Consider the following 16,492-nt stretch of genomic DNA (forward strand, 5'->3'; position numbering starts at 1 on the left):
AGCACGCTATGCCGTCGTCGCGGTCAGTCGACTCCGAGCCGGTCGAGGGGGTTGAGGCGGAGGGGGATCCGCATCCCGCTGCGCCACAGCACGGCGACCGTCGATCGGGGCCTGACCCGGCTCTCGTGCCTGGCCAGCTCGCCGAACTCCGCGCCCAGCCCGTCGCGGGGGAGTGCCGCGATGACGGAGCGCAGCACGTCCGGAGGCAGGTCCCGGACCCGATACCCGGCGACGTCGAGGTGGGCGGCGTCGTGCAGCAGGGCGGCCTCGGGGCCGTGCCCGGTGGGCGTGCGCGGGTCCATGTGACGCGCGATCGCGGTGGCCACCGTCTCCGCCGAGGCGGCGGGGGCGCCGCGGGCGACCACGAACCGCCTGGCCTCGTCGGCCCCCAGCAGCGCGAAGCAGCCGGCGTGCGCGTCGGCGGGCGCACCCAGTGCCGTGTCGTGCAGGACGCACGCGACGAACAGTGCCTCGGGGTCGGGTTCGAGGCCGTCCACCGCGCGAAATCGCATGGCCCACTGCCAGCATCGCAGGCTGTGCGCGAGGACGCCGGGGCTGAGCAGCTCGCGGGCGTGCTCGAGGGCCTCCCTGGCAAGGGCGGAACCGGGCAGGTCGATCAGTGCCGGGGTCGCCGGGCCGGACTTCGGCACTCTCGCCAATTGGCTTGGCAGCGCGCGGGTCTGGATGGTGGCCGCCTGCAGCATGATCCGGAGCCGGTCGGCCCGGCCCAGTTCACCTCTGAGCATGTGCCGACTCCTTCAATCTGCGGGCGCCGTCCGACCGGGCCATCTCGATGAGCGAATCCGCGCTGGCGCGGGAGATCGTGTGGCGAAGCTCGAGGCTGAGCACGCCGTTGACGGTCGCCCACGCCAGCAGCACGATCTCCTCGGTGCCGGGGAGGGTCGAACCGATCGCCGCCACCAGGTCGCGGGTGATCCCGATCAGCGTCGCGTCGATGCGCATTCGGGCCTGCGTCACGATCTCGGAATCCCGGTCGTCGACGTCCGTCAGGCCGAGGATCCGGAAGGCCAGCGGTCGGGCGCGATGGAACGCGACGTACGCGTCGAAGGTCGCCAGGAGTCGGTCCTCGGCGGTGTCGCCGGTCATCGCCTCGCGCATGCCCTCCGCGTGCTCGCTCGCCGTGCGGCAGGCGAGGGCGGCGTACACGTCGGACTTGCCGCCGGGGAAGTTCGCGTAGATGGAGCTGAGCGCGACATCCGCCTCGTTCGCCAGGGCATCGACGCTCGTCGCGCGGTAGCCGTCCCGGGTGAACAGCAGATCCGCGGCGTCGAGGACGGCCGTGTGTGTGCGGCGGCGCCTGCGGTCGGCCGGCGGGTCTAGGCTCATGCCAGAAACCGTAGTACAGTTCCGAAAACGTAGTCAAACTCTGATTAAGGGGTGAGGTCATGTCCGAGGCAACAATCCAGGCACCCACCACGGGCTCCGAGGCGATGCGGCTGTTCCTGCCGCATTCGCCCTTCGTGCAGCACCTCGGTATCGAGCTCGTCGACATCGGCGACGAGCACGCACGCCTGCGCATGCCGTTCCGCGAAAACCTGGTCACCGTCGGCGAGATGGTCCACGGCGGTGCGCTCGCGGGGTGCATCGACATCGGGATCATGGCCGCGGCGTGGGCCGGGCCGAGGGTCCCCGAGAAGCTGCGGGGCGTCACCGTCGCCATGTCGATCCAGTTCCTGGAGCCGGCGTTCGCCGAGGACGTCGACATCATCGGAACGCGAGTGCGGCAGGGCCGTCGACTGAGCAGTTGCTCCGTCGACATCGTGACCACGGCCGGGGGCACGCTGGTGGCCAGGGGCATGGGGACGTATCAGGTCGGCTGAACGGCGGCGATTCTCGCCGGTGGCGTCATTCGCGCTCGAACCGTTCCCGCACCGCCTCCATCTTCGACCGCAGCTCTTCCTGGTCGATGATGCCCAGGTCCAGCAGGGCGTGCGCGGTCACCACCGCCGAGCGTGCCCGGACCGGGAAATCGAGGTAGATGGTCTCGCCGAGCTCGTCCTCGGCCTCGCGTCGCTCCAGGTTGTCCAGTGCCCCCCGCCAGGACAGGCATTCGCAGGTGGCCTGCATGCTCGACTCCCACGGCGCGGGCTTCCCGTCCAGCTCGGGCAGGCTCGACTCGCGCCGCGATCCGGGCTCGAGCGTGTCGAACAGCACGCGGTATCCGTCGCTCATCACGCACCGACCTTCGACGGGGGCTCGGAGGCGGTCCAGTCGACCTGGGGTAGCGCGACCCCGATCATGGTGTCGCGCGTGACGATGGCGGCGAGCTGTTCCTCGGTCCACCCCTCGGTGCCCTCGGGTCGCATCGGCATCACCATGAACCGCGACTTCTGGTTCGAGTCGTGCACCCGCACCTCGACCTCGGGTGGCATGTGTAATCCGAACTCCGCGAGCACCTCTCGCGGCCAGCGGACCAGGCGCCTCCGATAGTTCGGGGTCCGGTACCAGTCCGGCGACATGCCGAGCACCGGCCGCGGGTAGCAGGAACACAGGGTGCAGACGATCACGTTGTGCACCGTCGGGGTGTTCTCCAGGACGTAGAAGTACGTGTAGTCGCTCGGGGTCCCGGACCCGGTCGGATCCCGCCAGTCGATGCCGACCTCCTTGCAGGTCTCGGTGCCGTCGGCGAGCAGACGTGCCTTGAACTCGGGGTCCGTCCAGGCCTTGGCCACCAGCCGCGATCCGCCAGCGGGACCGACGGACTCGGCCCACTCCGAGAAGCGCCGGTGGTCCTCCGCCGAGAACAGGCCCTTCTCGATCGCCAGTTCCCGGACGGCGGTCTCCAGGATCTCGAACTCGCTGATCTCTCCTGACTCCTGGATCGGTGCGTGGTGATCGTGCGTCTGGCTCACTTCGGCTCCTCCTCGGCGGGTTCCAGCCACCGCTCCGAGCACTCGGTCTCGAGGGTGTCGGCGTCAAATCCGGTGTACTTCGGCCACAGGTCGCGCTGCAGGAACCGCACGACGTAGAAGGGTTCTTTGCGGCCGTCCTCGCGTCCCCACGCCTCGTCCTCGGGGATCACCCACTCCGGGCGGTGCTCGACCACCACCCCGGTCCGGCCGCGGGTGTACGCCTGGGTTCTGGTGTGGAACATCGACGTCGCGTCCTTGACGGTGACGCGGTCTCCGATCTGGAACCTCGTCATGACGCCGCCTCGGTCCGTGCCCGCACCTCGTCCAGCTTGGCCGACAGTTCGTCTGGGGTGATCAGACCCTTGTTGATCAGGGTCTTCGCGGCGACGGTGGCCCAACGGGCGTAGTAGGGGAGTCCGAAGTAGAGCGTCGCGCCGAGGTCGTTCTCCGCCCGGCGCCGCTCCTCGGAGTTCCACACGCCGCGCCAGCCCAGGCATTCGCAGGTGACGTACGTGCTCATCTCCCAGGGCTCTTCGACCTTCTCCTCGTACTCGATCGGGAGGTCGGGTTGGCCGCCGACGTCGTGGAGGACGTGCCGCAACGCCGCGAACATCTCGTTGGAGAGCTCGTAGGGCGAGTCGAGCGGATTGCGGTAGACCGGTGCGATATCCGCGACCCGAGTCTGCAGTGCGTCGAAACTGTTCGGTGAACTCATCGAGGTCTCCGTCGTTCGTGAGCCTCTTGCCGATCGTGTTCGCTGCTTCGGCTAGTGACAGGGCAAGCCGAGCAGGTGACGGCCGTCGTGCATCAGTTCGTGCATGTACATGCCGGTGCGTGAGATCGCTCCCTGGTCGAATCCGACCAGGTAGAGGGTGAGCAGCGCGAGCAGGATCACGCCGACGACGAGGGTGATCGCGCGCAGCGACTCCGCTGTCCCGCTTGGTGAATGGACTAGGGCCATGGTTCCTCCTGGTGACGGGACGTCCCGTGATCCAGCTGAAGCTCGGCGTGTGCCCGCGGCGCGGGGGAGTGATCCCCATCACGTTCACCGCAATCTGAGGCTACACCGCGGCTCCGCGCCGATCCCGGCTTTTCCGCGGAGTCCCGAAGGGCCACGTGGGCGCGCCGATAGGGCGGCGGGCCCGGGTTTGGTGTGAACTTGGCGGGTGGCGATCACTACCTCAGGAGACCGGCCCTCGCGGGCCCCACTCGTCCTGCTCTCGCTCATCACCGTCGCCGCCGTGGCGAACCTGAACCTCGCGGTCGCGAACGTCGCGCTCCCGGACATCGGAAAGGCGTTCGACGCCAGCCAGACCCAGCTGAACCTGATCGCGGTCGGCTACTCGGTCGGTCTAGCGGCGTCGGTGCTGTACCTGGGCGCCCTCGGCGACCGGTACGGCCGCAAGACGATGCTGGTGCTGGGCATGGTGTTGTCGATACCGGCCAGCCTGGTGGCCGCCTTCGCGCCGAGCGTCGAGGTGCTGTTCCTGGCTCGGCTGTTCGGCGGAATCAGCGCGGGGCTGGCCTTCCCGACCACGCTGGCCCTGATCACGGCGCTATGGTCCGGCCCCGCGAGGACCAAGGCGATCGCGCTGTGGTCGTCGATCGGCGGCGGCATCTCGGCGCTGGGGCCGCTCGCGTCGGGGGCGTTGCTGCAGTGGTTCGACTGGGGCTCGGTCTTCTTCATCACGCTGCCGCTGGCGTTGATCGCGCTCGTCCTGGCGATCACCTTCGTACCCAGCCACGTCAACGAGTCCACCGATCCCGTCGATCATCTCGGCGGCATGGTGTCCGTCGTCCTCGTCGCCGCGCTGGTCCTCGGCATCAACTTCGCGCCGGTCGACGGGATGGGCGCCACCGCGGTGGGGCTACTCATCATCGCGTTGGCGGCAGGCGTGGTCTTCGTGTTCCGGCAGCTGCGCGCACCCGCGCCCCTGTTCGACCTGCGGATCGCGAGCCGACGGATCTTCTGGGTGGCCGCGGTGGCGGGCATCGTGGTGTTCGGAACCCTGATGGGCACGATGTACATCGGCCAGCAGTTCATGCAGAACGTGCTGGGGTACTCCACGCTCGCCGCGGGATCGGCGGGGCTGCCCGCAGCCGCGGTGATGGTGCTGGTCGCGCCGCAGTCGGCAAAGCTGGTCGAATCCCACGGTGCCCGGTTCACCCTGCTGCTCGGGTACACGGCAATCCTGGCGGGGCTGGTGGTGGCGTTGCTGCTGTGGAAGGAGGACGCACAGTACTGGAAGATCGCGCTCGGCTACATCTTCCTCGGCATCGGGGTTGGGCTCGCGGGTACGCCTGCTTCCCGGTCGCTGACCGGCTCGGTTCCGGTGTCCAGGGCCGGGATGGCCTCAGGCACCGCGGATCTGCAGCGCGACCTCGGCGGCGCCATCGTCCAGTCCGTGCTCGGCGCGCTTCTGACAGCGGGCTACACGGCCTCGTTCACCGCGGCCCTCAACGCGACGCCAGAGGCGAGCCAGGTCAGCTCGGAGGTGGAGTCCACCCTGGAGAAGTCCTTCGCAGGCGCCGCGAACATCGCAGAGCGGTATCCGCAGTACGCCGAGCCGATCATGACCGCGGCACGGTCGGCCTTCCTCGACGGCGACACCAAGGCGTACGCGGCGGCGATCCTCATCGTGCTGGTCGGCGCCGTCCTGGTCTTCTTCGCGTTCCCGAAGCGCGAGGAGGAACGAACCCTCTTGGCGCGCTACCACGAGGTGGACACCGCCGCGGAGCAGCCGAGCGGCGTGTAGCGCCGGGATCGGGTGCCGGATTCGGGTGGTTCGGGGCGCGAACCCGGGGAACACTGGTCCTGACCGCACTCTCGCCTGACGGAAGGAACACTCATGCCGACACGCACCGCCCGCACGGCCTGGAACGGCACCCTGCAGGAAGGGTCCGGTCAGGTCGAACTCAGCAGTTCCGGTGCGGGCACCTTCGAGGTCTCGTTCCCCAAGCGTGCCGCCGACGATGCCGACGGGACCACGAGCCCGGAGGAGTTGATCGCCGCGGCGCACACGTCCTGCTACGCCATGCAGCTCTCCGCGTTGATCGCCGAGGCGGGCGGCACCCCGCAGAGCCTGGAGATCACCGCGGACGTGACGTTGGGACCCGACGACCCCGGATTCAAGCTGACCGGGATCGCGCTCACCGTCCGAGGCGAGGTCGACGGACTCGACGCCGACGGATTCGCCGCGGCGGCGCAGGCCGCCAAGCAGACCTGCCCGGTGAGCAAGGCCCTGACCGGGGTCCCCATCACCCTCGATGCGGCGCTGGTCACCTAGCGGGTAGTGGCAGGGCGCGGGTGCACGAGAGCACCACCCCTCGAGGTGCATCCGGCGCCCGCACACGGCCTCCCCCCCCACGCGACCGATACGACCGATGCCCTTGGTCGGATGACTCACGACGCCTGACGCATGGTCAGGCCGCCGAGCGCGATGACGTACTCGCGTGCCTGCTCGTCGAAGCGGACGGAGTAGACGGTCGGGTAGTAGCCGGTGCTCTGATACGAGGCCGGCTGCTTCACGTCCTCGCGCAAGGAGGGCCGGGTCTTCAGCCATTCCAGCGTCATCATCGGTTCGATGAAGGTGAACTTCCCGTCCCAGGATCCGGTGAGGAGCACCTCGGTGAAGTCGAAGGACCCGGGGACCGCGTTGTCTGCGTCATCGGTCCAGTGCAGTCCCATGAAGGGCACCGCATTCGCCGCCGCAGGCCCCGGTGGGGGTGCATATCCCTGCGGAATGTATTTCGGATCAGGCAGATTCGCCGCCTGCCGTGCGAAATCCGGTGCAGTGGGATCGATGTCGTGCTGCACGGCCTCCGTGTAGAAATGCATGTCGAAGTGCGGTTTGCCGAAGAGTGCCGCCGGCTCGTGGCCGTGGGGGTTCCAGTCGAGCATGACGTGATCGAAACCCGTGTCGGGTGCGTCCGATGGCAACGCGAGCATCGACATCTGAGTGGTCGCATCGGGACCGTCGGGCAGCCCGTCGAGTGCGGCTTCCGAGATCCGAATGCCGACCTCAGTGGGGCGTCCGGCATCGTCACTGACGACGTAGGTCCTGGAAGTTCCGAGCCCCAGTGGGCTCTCCTCGCCCAACTGGGTGCCCGTGGCGGCACCGGCAGCGCCGGTCGACCCACCATGCGCGTGCGAATGCGACGGTGCGCTGCATCCGGCGAGCAATGCGGTCGCGCACGCCGCGACCGTCATGCGGGCAGCAGTCCGAATTGTGGTCATGGTGAAGCCTCTCGATGCGGTGGTCGGTCGTGCAGTCTCGCGGTTGCGGGTTCACGCCGGAGTGCGCACGACCTGACCGATGCGCAGGACCCCGCGCGGGTCGTGCTCGTTTGCCAGGGCGCTGAGCCAAGCAACGGTGTCCTCGTCGTAGGACCGCGCGATCCGTTCCGGGTCGGCGCTGGCCGCGAAGTTGGGCAGGGTCGCTCCGGTGGTCCACGCCGCCATCGCCTGTTCGACGACGAGAGCGTGTTCGACGACCGACTGTGCGAGTGGCGGAGTCAGCACGCCCGCACCCATCAGTGCGAACGAGGCATCTCGATGGCAGAAGGCGCTGCGGTGCCGTGGTTCGCGGGCCAACGCGCCACCGAGCAGTCGGAGCTCGATCACCGTCTGCGGCGATCCGGAACCCGGTCCTGCCACCGCGAGCAGGGCGTCGACGGCCTCGTGTGACAGCGGCCCGGTGAGGCCACTGAACTCGTGGACCGGCATCGGGTCGACAGGATCGGCGTGTATCGCGGAGAGCGCCGCATAGGGCATCACACCGATGGCATCGATCAGTGGCGTTGCCACCGCGCGCAGTCGCGCGATCAGGTCCTCGGCCTCGTGTTCTTGTGCGACACTCGCGAACCTCACGGCGAGCGTCAGCCGGCCGGCGAGGGGCGGTGGAACCTGCGGCAACGGGGGAAGTTGCAGGAACGCGATCGACGTCGAGCTGTGCTCGGGCAGGTCGCGGCACCAGTCGAGCCACGCATGGGCAACATCCACAGCATCCGAACCGTCGAAATAGAGTGCACCACCGTAGATCTGGGTGATCGGAAGCAGATCGATCTCCACCGCAGTGACAATCCCCAGAGTTGCCTTGCCGCCGCGCAGGCCCCAGAACAGTTCGGCATGCTCGTCGGGGGTGACACGCAGCTTCTCGCCGTCCCCGGTCACGACGTCGAACGCCCGCACCTGGTCGGAGGACAGTCCGTAGGTCCGTACCAGCGGCCCGATTCCGGCTCCGGTGAGAAAGCCTGCGACTCCGACGGTGGCGGAGGAACCCGTCAGCGGTGCCAGGCCGTGTGGTGCCGCCGCGTCGAGGACGTCCTGCCAGATCGTCCCGGCCCCGACTCGCGCGGTGCGGCCGAGGGGATCGACGAAGCACCCGTTCAGTTGCCCGGTGTGTACCAGGAGAACGTCATCGCGAAGTGCGACCGCGCCGTGCCCGGTGCGCTGCACGGCGACCCGGAGACCGTGCTGTGCCGCGAAGCGCATGGTCGCCGCGACATCGTCCGCGTCGGCCACCGCGACGACCGCGCGCGGTGCGACCGGGATCGCCAGGTTCCACGGCGTGGCCAACTCGTAGCCGGGTTCGCCGGGAAGGGAAACCGATCCGTTGAGATGTGCACGCAACGACGCGATGGTGGCATCGGCTGCAGAGGTCTGGAGCTCCATCGAAACTTCCTTTCGTTGTCCGCTTTCGGGACGTGAAGGAAGAATGTCCGGGCCCTCTTGGGTGGTTCTTGCGACGAGCACGACCGCGGATCCAAGATTCCACCAAGTCGGCGGCCCGAGGTCAGACGAGCAGCAACCGTGCCTGCGCCGTCAGCCCGCGCATGCCGCGGCGCTCGGATTCCTCCGCAATGGCGGACAACTCAGCGGCGCGCTCCGGCGAGTCGGGTGCGAGCTGCGCGCGGAGCAGTCTGCATCGCAGCAGCGTCGGCGCACCCGACGTCCGGCCCCCGATCTGCTCGGCCTGCTCCAACAGCGCCGATGCCTGGTCGGTCTGCCCGAGCATCGAGTGCAGACGCGCGACCGCCTCCGCAACCGTCCCGACGACCCCGACCTGCCCGACGGTCGCGATCCGATCCGTGAACGGTGCGAGGAGTCCGAGAAACAGGTCGGCATACTCGGACAGGGACAGGTCGGCGATCACGTGAGCGATCAACGTCTGGTGTCCCAGTGTGGTCCACACGTTCGGTCCCGGATCCGACGTCCAGCGCGCAATGCCGTCGGCCGCGGCCCGCCGGTCCCCCCTCGCCGCCGCGATCGCGATATCCCAGGCCCTCGGCTCGACAAAGCCCGGCGACATGTCGGCCAGCTCGCCCTGCGCCCACTTCAGGCTGTTCACGGCGAGGTCGTCGCTGCCCGCGGTGTACAACTCGGTTTGCAGGTGAATCTGCCGTGCCGTGTCGTATTGCTGCGCGGTCCGCTCGAAGTCGCCGCGCCATTCCGCGAGAGTTCCTTCCATCCACCTCAGTTGGACTCGAACCACGGGTAGGCGCAACAGGTCGCAACCGATGATTCCCTGACGCACGTGCGCGATGGCGGCCTCGGTATCAGCGAGGTTCATCTGCGTCATGCTCGCGACGGCGTGCGCGATCACATCGTCGACCCGCGACTGCTCGTGTGGCAGTTGTAAGAGTTCGGTCAACAATTCGACGGATTCTCGGCTGTGCCGCGCCACCCCCGAGAAGAGGAGTATCCGTCCCAGCAATGCGTCGGCCACCACGTCCGGATCCCCGTGGGTGCGAGCCAGCTCGAGTGCCCGGCGGCTCATCTCGTCGGGCACCTCCCCGTCCGGGTGATAGCAGCTGCCGACGGCGAGCGCCGCGAGGACCTGGGCATGTGCGGCTCGATCGGACGCGACGAACGGTTCCAGTGCTCCGAGGCGTTCGAGCAGGGGCCCCGGATCCCGGCCGTACGACACCCATGGCCACGCCCCTGCAGCACGCAGAAGGGTGGCGGCCAAACGGCCCGCACCCGAGGTGCGGCCCTCACGTACCGCATCGAGCAGACACTCCTCGACGACGTCGAGAACCGTCTGTCCACGGCCTGCGCGCGCCAGTGCCTCCACCCGGGCCACCAGTAGATCGTCACGATCGTCGGGCGAGCGCTCCGATGCCGGCAGCAGGTCGAAGGTTCGTACTGCAACCTCCCACCAGTGCGCCGCGGTCTCCGAGCTCCATCGTTCTGTGGCCTCCCGTGCCGCGACAATGCACGCGTCGAGCACTTTCCGTGGATCCACCAGTGGCAGTGCGGCGCACAGGTGTTGGGCGCGCCGACTGGATCGGTCGGCATCGGAGGATTCCGTCAGGATATCGGCGACACGCGCATGGATGCGCTGTCGACGTAACGGGGGTATGGCCTGCAGAACCTCGTGCCGCAGCAATCCGTGCGCGAAACCGTAGCCCGCGGACCCGGGCGCTGTCACGATGATTCGTTCGTCGGCGGCGTCGTCGAGATAGTCGGCCAGCGTGTCCATGTCGAGGCGGGACGCCGCGGCCAGGACGTCGACCTCGATCGCGTCACCGAGCACGGCGGCCACTCGGAGCACCTGCAACACAGCAGGTTCCACGGCCGCGAGCCGTCGACCCAGCACCGACCGAACGGCTGTCGGGATCCCGTCACCGAGTCGCTCGTCGCGCGGCAGCCGCGCGTACTCCGAGACGAACAGCGGGTTGCCTCCTGTCCGGTCGGTCAGGACGCGCACCTCGGCCGGGCTCAGCTGCTCACCGGCGACATGGCAGGCCAGCTCCTCGACCTCGCTCGGTTCCAGTGCAGGCACCTCGACGTGCCGGTTGCCTTCCCCGCGAAGGACGGCATCGAGGAGTTTGCCGACCGACCCGGCGTCGGAGTCGCGCAGCGTCAGCACGAACCACACCGCGCGGTGGCGGAGTGCCCCGACGAGATACGTCAGGCAACGCAGCGAGGTCGGATCGGCCCACTGGATGTCGTCGATGACGATGGTCAGCGCGGGCTTGCCTGCGGCCGCCGTTTCGATCGCCCCCAGCACCCGTTCGTACACGGCGAACCGCGCCTCGTCCGGATCGACGTCGGTCGGGGGGATCAACACCGAATCCGCCTCGCCGCCGAGTTCCCGCACCATTCGGCGTATCGGCCACCAGGCCGGCGCCCCGTCGTCCTCCGGGCACCGCGCCCAGACCGCCGACCCGCCCACAGCCGTTGCTCGTGCCGCGCACTCCTCGGCCACCCGAGTCTTCCCGATCCCGGCCGGGCCGGTGAGCGTCAACCACCGTGTCGATCCCCCGAGGACATCGTCGAGCATGCGCTCGATCACGTGTGTCTCGCTACCGCGCCCGACGAACACGCGTCTCGGCTCCGCTGCCGCGGCCGCGTCGCCCGATCCGGGTGCGTCATGGTGGGAGGACGGGGACACAGGCAGTGGAACCTGATCTGCCCCAGTCCATCCCGGTGTACGTGGCCACGCTGCCAGGCCCGGGTCATGACGGAGTATCGCGCCCTGGAGTGCGTGCAGTTCGGTCCCCGGCACGAGCCCCAGCTCCGTGTCGAGCCGGATGACGTGCGAGCGGAACTGCTCCAACGCCTCTGACGACCTGCCCGCCCGGTGCAGGGCGAGCATTCGGAGCCAGCACGTGCGGTCCCGGAACGGGAATTCGCTGCACAACTGGGTAGCCTCGACGAGGGCGGGTGGGACCCGCCCCAGCGCGAGCAGCGCCGTGATCCGGGTCTCCCGGCACTCGGTCCGTACCTCGTCGAAACCGGCGGCCTCCACCTGAACCCAGTGCTCGTCACTCAGATCCTCGAGCAGCTGTCCGCGGACCGAGGCGAGTGCTCGATCGGCCGTCTCGAGCGCCCCTTCCCACACCCCGTCCTCCGCGAGTCGCCGCGCGTTCTCGGCATCGTCGAGGAATGTCGCGAGGTCGATCTCGTCGGCAGAGACGTCGAGGACGTAGCCCGGTGGCTGCCGCACGATCGGCGACGTGGCCCCGGTCTCGACGCGAAGCACTCGCCGCAGGTTGGAGATGTAAGCCTGGATGCTCGCCATCGCGCTCGCAGGCGCGTCGTCACCCCAGAGGGCGTCGATCAGGCGGGCGGTGGACACCACCCGGCCGCGACTGAGCAGCAGCACCGCCAGCACCGCGCGCTGCTTGCGCGGTCCCAGGTCGAGAACTCGCCCGCCGGAGTCGGTTCGAGCCACCTCCAGCGGTCCGAGCAGCCGGTAGATCATGCCCGCACCCCCGCGACTGTCGACTCCGGACCGCTCGAGTGTAGGGACCGAGGTGCGTCGATGCGCGATAAAACGGTCATCGAAGCGCGGACACGACCTCACGCTCACCGTCGGAGTCGATACGCGCGGAACGACGCGCGGGCAACGTGACCGCGCAGACCAGCGCGCCCGCCGCCGCAATGAGCGCGGCGACGAACAGGGCCCGGTGCAGTCCCGAGACGAACTCCTCCGGCGATCCCCCGCCCAGCATCGACTGCGCGGGCAGGAACACGCCGAGGCCTGCCACACCCACCGCGATGCCGGTCTGGCGGAACGCGTCGTTGATTCCCGCGGCCAATCCCGCGTGGTCGGCCGTGCTCTCGCCGAGCACCAAACCGCTCATGACCGGATTGAACACCCCTGCGCCAACACACGCGATGACGAATCCGGGCAGGATCGCGTATTTCGAGCTGGACACGTCCACGACGGTCATCATCACCAGGCCTGCGGCCACCAACATCAGCGAGCAGGTCAATGTGATCGACACGGCGATACGTCCGTCGAGTTTCGCGGTGGCGCCCGCGACCACGAACATGGCGACCGTCGCGGGCAGGTACACCAACCCTGCCGCGACGGGCGACAGGTGCAGGATGCTCTGCAGGTAGATCGTGGTGTAGACGAACACAGCGAACAACGACGCCGAGATCGCGAAGGCGGCGATCTGCGCGCCCGCAAACGCTCGGTTCGCGAGCAGGTGCGGGGGCAACATCGGCTCGGCGGCGCGCCGTTCGTATCCGGCGAATCCGACGAGCGCGGCGGCGCCGACCACCAGGGCGGTCACCGGCACCGGCTCGCTCCAACCGGCCTCGTTGCCGCGCAGTAGCCCGAGGACGACGGCCCCCAACCCGATGCAGACCAGAATCTGTCCGATGACGTCGGCGCCGCGCGGATTCGGGTCACGCGATTCCGGCACCCACCGGAGCGTGACTGCCAGGGTGAGCAGTCCGATCGGAACGTTGATCAAGAAGATGGCGCGCCAGTCCACCAACTCGGTCAGAAGCCCGCCCACCAGCGGCCCGACCGCGAACGCGCCCCCGATCGTGGCGCCGTACGCGGCCAGCGCAGTCGCGCGTGCAGGCCCCTTCTCGAACACGTCGGCGAGCAGCGCGAGCGAGCAGGCGAACAGCAGGGCGGCTCCGACCCCCTGTGCGGCGCGCGCGAGGTCGAGTACCCAGATGTTCGGCGCCAGCGCGCACAGCAGGGAGGTGAGGGTGAACAGCACGATTCCCACCAGGAACACATGGCGACGTCCGCGACGATCCGCCCAGGACCCCGCGCTGAGTACCACGGTCGCCAACGCCAGCGTGTAAGCGTCGACGACCCACTGCAGTCCGCTGACACCCGTGTCCAGGTCGGTCGCGATCGACGGCAGAGCGGTGTTGACGACCGCGATGTCGAGCATCAACATCGCCGTGGTCACACACACCACGGTCAGGGTTGCGCGCCTCGTGGCCGCGTTCTTCGGAATGGTCTCGACTGGCATGGGCTGTCCTCGGTCTGTCGTGGGAGAGGTGCGACGTGCTCGCACCGTCACCACCGTGCGCCCGCACGCTTGGCTTGCATCAGGCGAAATCCTTGGACGCGCGCCGGATGCGCCGAGCACCCAGTCGAGCCGTCTGACCGGAGGAACAGAAACGGGATGGTGGACGTTTCAACCATCTGTGAGCCTCGAAACGAACAACAAGCCCGAATCCGCCACCGAGCCCGCCGTGGTGATGGAGGTCTGGTCGGATATCGCCTGCCCGTGGTGCTACATCGGTAAGCGCCGCTTCGCGGCCGCACTGGAACAGTTCGAGCACCGTGACCGGGTGCGGGTGGTGTGGCGTTCCTACCAACTCGCCCCCGAGACGCCGGTCGGTGCCAGGGCAAGCGAGCTCGAGGCACTGGCCCGGCACAAGGGCCTGCCCGCCGATCAGATCAGGCAGATGTTCGCCCACGTCGCGTCCACCGCGGCGGCCGACGGCCTCACGATGGACTTCGACACCGTGATCGCCGCGAACACCTTCGACGCCCACCGGCTCGTCCACCTCGCGGGGGACCGGAGCGAGGACGTGATGGAGGCGCTGTTCCGCGCCCACTTCACCGACGGCCGCGTGGTGGACGACCGCGACGAACTCGTCGCGATCGCCGCCGAGATCGGGCTCGATGCGACCGCGATCCGCGCCGCGCTCGAGACCGACGCCGCGGCGGAGCAGGTGCGCGCGGACATCGAGGAGGCGCGTCTGCTCGGCGTCACCGGGGTGCCGTTCTTCGCCGCCAATCGGGCGATCGGCATCTCCGGCGCGCAGCCCGTCGAGGTGTTCGTCCAGCTGCTCGAGCAGGCCTACGCGCAGTCCGGGGCGATCGCCGTGCTCGGCGACGACGCAGGCAGCTGCGCCGACGACTCCTGCGCCGTCTAGGGCACGTCTCCCAAATCCCCGTACGGCGCCCCTGGCGCCCGATCGCAGCCCAGCTGCGTTGTCGTCGTCGCCGATACAAACCCGGTATCGGCTCCTCCTCCGCCTTGCCGGACAACGATCGCTTCACCAGGTGCATCCGGAAGGATTTGAGAGACGCGCCCTAGCGCGCGAAGTACCTCCTGGCGCCCGCGCCCAGCAGCAGGCCGAGCCCGGTGACCACCGCGATCAGGTGGACGGTGCGCGCCAGACCGATGAGGGTCGACGCGACCGTGAGGTCCGCGACGTCGAATCCGTTCGCGGACAACAGCCAGGCCGCCGGCTCGATGACCAGCGACCCGATTCCCACCGTCCCGAGGCCGACGAGCAGGGTCAGCCGGGCGGGGTTCGAACCGCGCCGCATCGCGACGGCGAGCGCGTACACCGCGCCGTAGATCGCCAGCCGGATCGCGCCCTGGACGGCAATCGCGGACGGACTCGCGCCGCCTTCTTCCAGCGCGCGAGCGGCCTGGAGGATCGCCTCGACGATGCCCGCGAGCAATGCGACGGAGAGCAGGGTGAAGGAGAGCTCGACCTGGTGCGGTGGGCGGGTGCGGATCTCGGTGGTGGTCATGGTTTCCGAGCGTGCCGCTCTGCAGCGGCAGCGGGCATCACCCTGTGGCATGAATCCGGGCTCACCCCACGGTATCGGTCGACCGTGTGGGACAACGGAAGAAGCGGTGGATCCCGGTGCAATCACCGGGATCCACCGCTTCGCTCGCGTGGTGACCGTCAGCGGGCGGTCAGCGCCTCCGACCGGGAGCTCGCCTTCGCGGCGCGCTCGGTGAGGAACGCGAACCCGAGGCCGAGCGCCAGCCACAACGTGGCCTGGATCGTCAGCGAGGACACCCGGAAGTCCCACAGCAGGCTGGCGGGGAAGTCGGGGCCGACCTCGTTGATATCCGGGAGCACCAGGTAGCCGATTCCGGCCACAGCCAGGAAGGCGAGCAGCGGTGCCGCGATCCGGACGGTCAGGAACTGGTTGGCCGCCACCACCTTTGCCACGTACGCGGCGATCGACACCGCGGCGAGGCCGAGCGCCACCGCGGCCAGCCACAGCCAGGTCCGGTTGTTGATGGTCTCCGGGTCCCCGACCGCCGGCGGGTTCGCCGGATACTTGAAGAACGGGACCGCCTCGACCGCAAGCCAGCCGAGACCGGCCAGGGTCAGCGCGAGGATCGGTCCGGACAGGCCGCTGACCCGCCGCGCGTAGTACGCGACCACAGCGAACAGGGCGCCGAGCGCGAGACCGGCGAGGCTGGTCGCGAGGAACAGGCCGAATCGCTGCCCGTCCCTGCTGACCAGCGGCTCCTCGGAATCGCCGTGCGAGTGCCCAGCGGGCTCTTCGGTCACGGCCTCGGTCGCTGCTGCGCCGTGCCCGTGCGGCTCGACGGGCGCAGCCGCGGCCTCCTCGATCGCGATGGCCGCGTCGATGTGTGGTTCGCCGATCACGAACGCGACAGCACCGGCGAGCAGTCCGGCGACGAGGCCGGCCAGCAGACCGCGGATGAGGAGGTTCTTGAAGGTTCCGGTCAGTGGCACGGCAGGCCCAGCAGGTGCCGACCGTCATGCATCAGTTCGTGCATGTACATGCCGGTGCGCGAGACCGCACCCTGGTCGAAGCCGACCAGGTAGAGGGTCAGCATCGCGAGCAGGACCACGCCCGCGATGATCATCGCGATGCCGACAGAATCGGTCGCCGTGCTGGGATTGTGTACGAGTGCCATGGTTCCTCCTGGGATTCCGCGTCCCTTAAAAAGCCCATGCGATGGCCCGGTATCTGGCTGTCGAGGGTGTGCCTCGATCACAGTGGCGCGACCGCTCCGGACTCTCACCGGATTCCCGTCAACCATCGCTATTACCAGCGCACTCTCGCATTCGCCAGCCGGTGGTGTCAATCGCACCGCGTCCGGTCGACCGGCGAGACGTTCGC

The 16,492-nt window shown here is 68.8% G+C and carries 18 protein-coding genes and 1 riboswitch; of the genes, 4 read left to right on the forward strand and 14 right to left on the reverse strand.

Going from position 1 to position 16,492, the window contains the following annotated elements; all coding sequences use genetic code 11:
* Positions 1 to 23: 23 nt before the first annotated feature.
* Both C8K38_RS18785 and C8K38_RS18790 read right to left on the reverse strand, forming a co-directional pair.
* Positions 24 to 746 (reverse strand): HD domain-containing protein, encoded by a 723-nt coding sequence (locus C8K38_RS18785; RefSeq protein ID WP_257017585.1) that lies wholly within the window; start codon positions 744 to 746, stop codon positions 24 to 26.
* On the reverse strand, positions 733 to 1,347 hold the full coding sequence (locus C8K38_RS18790; RefSeq protein ID WP_097212928.1) for a TetR/AcrR family transcriptional regulator: 615 nt from the start codon (positions 1,345 to 1,347) through the stop codon (positions 733 to 735). The genes C8K38_RS18785 and C8K38_RS18790 overlap by 14 nt, the downstream gene beginning before the upstream one ends.
* A gap of 59 nt (positions 1,348 to 1,406) precedes the next feature.
* Here C8K38_RS18790 and C8K38_RS18795 point away from each other — a divergent pair, with 59 nt between their 5' ends.
* Positions 1,407 to 1,841 carry a PaaI family thioesterase gene (locus C8K38_RS18795; protein WP_097212929.1) on the forward strand — a complete coding sequence of 145 codons (435 nt, stop codon included), beginning with the start codon at positions 1,407 to 1,409 and terminating at the stop codon, positions 1,839 to 1,841.
* Positions 1,842 to 1,866: 25 nt separating this feature from the next.
* Here the strand turns inward: C8K38_RS18795 and C8K38_RS18800 are convergent, their stop codons facing one another.
* Genes C8K38_RS18800 through C8K38_RS18820 form a run of 5 tightly spaced genes read right to left on the reverse strand, consistent with a single transcriptional unit; the run spans position 1,867 to position 3,834 of the window.
* Positions 1,867 to 2,196, reverse strand: a complete 330-nt coding sequence (locus C8K38_RS18800) for a ScnB (RefSeq protein WP_097212930.1) — start codon at positions 2,194 to 2,196, stop codon at positions 1,867 to 1,869.
* Entirely contained in the window at positions 2,193 to 2,873 is a 681-nt protein-coding gene (scnC, locus tag C8K38_RS18805) for a thiocyanate hydrolase subunit gamma (RefSeq protein ID WP_077042974.1), read from the reverse strand. The genes C8K38_RS18800 and scnC overlap by 4 nt, the downstream gene beginning before the upstream one ends.
* Positions 2,870 to 3,166, reverse strand: coding sequence for an SH3-like domain-containing protein (locus tag C8K38_RS28120; protein WP_097212931.1), 297 nt, complete (start codon positions 3,164 to 3,166; stop codon positions 2,870 to 2,872). The genes scnC and C8K38_RS28120 overlap by 4 nt, the downstream gene beginning before the upstream one ends.
* On the reverse strand, positions 3,163 to 3,588 hold the full coding sequence (locus tag C8K38_RS28125) for an SH3-like domain-containing protein (RefSeq protein WP_097212932.1): 426 nt from the start codon (positions 3,586 to 3,588) through the stop codon (positions 3,163 to 3,165). The genes C8K38_RS28120 and C8K38_RS28125 overlap by 4 nt, the downstream gene beginning before the upstream one ends.
* Positions 3,589 to 3,639: 51 nt before the next feature.
* Entirely contained in the window at positions 3,640 to 3,834 is a 195-nt protein-coding gene (locus C8K38_RS18820) for a CbtB domain-containing protein (protein ID WP_097212933.1), read from the reverse strand.
* A gap of 205 nt (positions 3,835 to 4,039) precedes the next feature.
* Here C8K38_RS18820 and C8K38_RS18825 point away from each other — a divergent pair, with 205 nt between their 5' ends.
* Both C8K38_RS18825 and C8K38_RS18830 read left to right on the forward strand, forming a co-directional pair.
* Positions 4,040 to 5,629, forward strand: a complete 1,590-nt coding sequence (locus tag C8K38_RS18825) for an MFS transporter (RefSeq protein WP_097212934.1) — start codon at positions 4,040 to 4,042, stop codon at positions 5,627 to 5,629.
* Between the two features lie 93 nt (positions 5,630 to 5,722).
* Complete coding sequence (locus C8K38_RS18830) at positions 5,723 to 6,160, forward strand: OsmC family peroxiredoxin (protein ID WP_097212935.1); 438 nt, start codon at positions 5,723 to 5,725, stop codon at positions 6,158 to 6,160.
* 116 nt (positions 6,161 to 6,276) lie between these two features.
* On the opposite strand, the gene C8K38_RS18835 is transcribed toward C8K38_RS18830, so the two are convergent.
* From C8K38_RS18835 to C8K38_RS18850, 4 genes are all read right to left on the reverse strand, one after another.
* Complete coding sequence (locus C8K38_RS18835; protein WP_097212936.1) at positions 6,277 to 7,110, reverse strand: DUF5602 domain-containing protein; 834 nt, start codon at positions 7,108 to 7,110, stop codon at positions 6,277 to 6,279.
* Positions 7,111 to 7,161: 51 nt separating this feature from the next.
* Entirely contained in the window at positions 7,162 to 8,547 is a 1,386-nt protein-coding gene (locus C8K38_RS18840; protein WP_097212937.1) for an FAD-binding oxidoreductase, read from the reverse strand.
* Between the two features lie 121 nt (positions 8,548 to 8,668).
* Positions 8,669 to 12,085: a BTAD domain-containing putative transcriptional regulator gene (locus C8K38_RS18845; protein ID WP_097212938.1), complete on the reverse strand. Its 3,417-nt coding sequence runs from the start codon at positions 12,083 to 12,085 to the stop codon at positions 8,669 to 8,671.
* 76 nt (positions 12,086 to 12,161) lie between these two features.
* A complete protein-coding gene (locus C8K38_RS18850; RefSeq protein WP_097212939.1) occupies positions 12,162 to 13,607 on the reverse strand; it encodes an MFS transporter in 1,446 nt (481 codons plus the stop codon).
* 232 nt (positions 13,608 to 13,839) lie between these two features.
* Here C8K38_RS18850 and C8K38_RS18855 point away from each other — a divergent pair, with 232 nt between their 5' ends.
* A complete protein-coding gene (locus tag C8K38_RS18855) occupies positions 13,840 to 14,523 on the forward strand; it encodes a DsbA family oxidoreductase (RefSeq protein WP_097212990.1) in 684 nt (227 codons plus the stop codon).
* Between the two features lie 160 nt (positions 14,524 to 14,683).
* On the opposite strand, the gene C8K38_RS18860 is transcribed toward C8K38_RS18855, so the two are convergent.
* The 3 genes from C8K38_RS18860 to C8K38_RS18870 all read right to left on the reverse strand — a co-directional run bounded on the left by C8K38_RS18860 (position 14,684) and on the right by C8K38_RS18870 (position 16,286).
* The gene (locus C8K38_RS18860) at positions 14,684 to 15,133 is read right to left on the reverse strand and encodes a hypothetical protein (RefSeq protein ID WP_097212940.1); all 450 of its coding nucleotides are present in this window, start codon (positions 15,131 to 15,133) and stop codon (positions 14,684 to 14,686) included.
* A gap of 158 nt (positions 15,134 to 15,291) precedes the next feature.
* A complete protein-coding gene (locus C8K38_RS18865; RefSeq protein WP_097212941.1) occupies positions 15,292 to 16,101 on the reverse strand; it encodes a CbtA family protein in 810 nt (269 codons plus the stop codon).
* Entirely contained in the window at positions 16,092 to 16,286 is a 195-nt protein-coding gene (locus tag C8K38_RS18870; protein WP_027500515.1) for a CbtB domain-containing protein, read from the reverse strand. The genes C8K38_RS18865 and C8K38_RS18870 overlap by 10 nt, the downstream gene beginning before the upstream one ends.
* Before the next feature lie 26 nt (positions 16,287 to 16,312).
* Positions 16,313 to 16,428: riboswitch (cobalamin riboswitch) on the reverse strand.
* Between the last annotated feature and the right edge of the window lie 64 nt (positions 16,429 to 16,492).

Source organism: Rhodococcus sp. OK611 (assembly GCF_003050885.1).
Classification (GTDB): Bacteria; Actinomycetota; Actinomycetes; order Mycobacteriales; family Mycobacteriaceae; genus Rhodococcus_G; species Rhodococcus_G oryzae.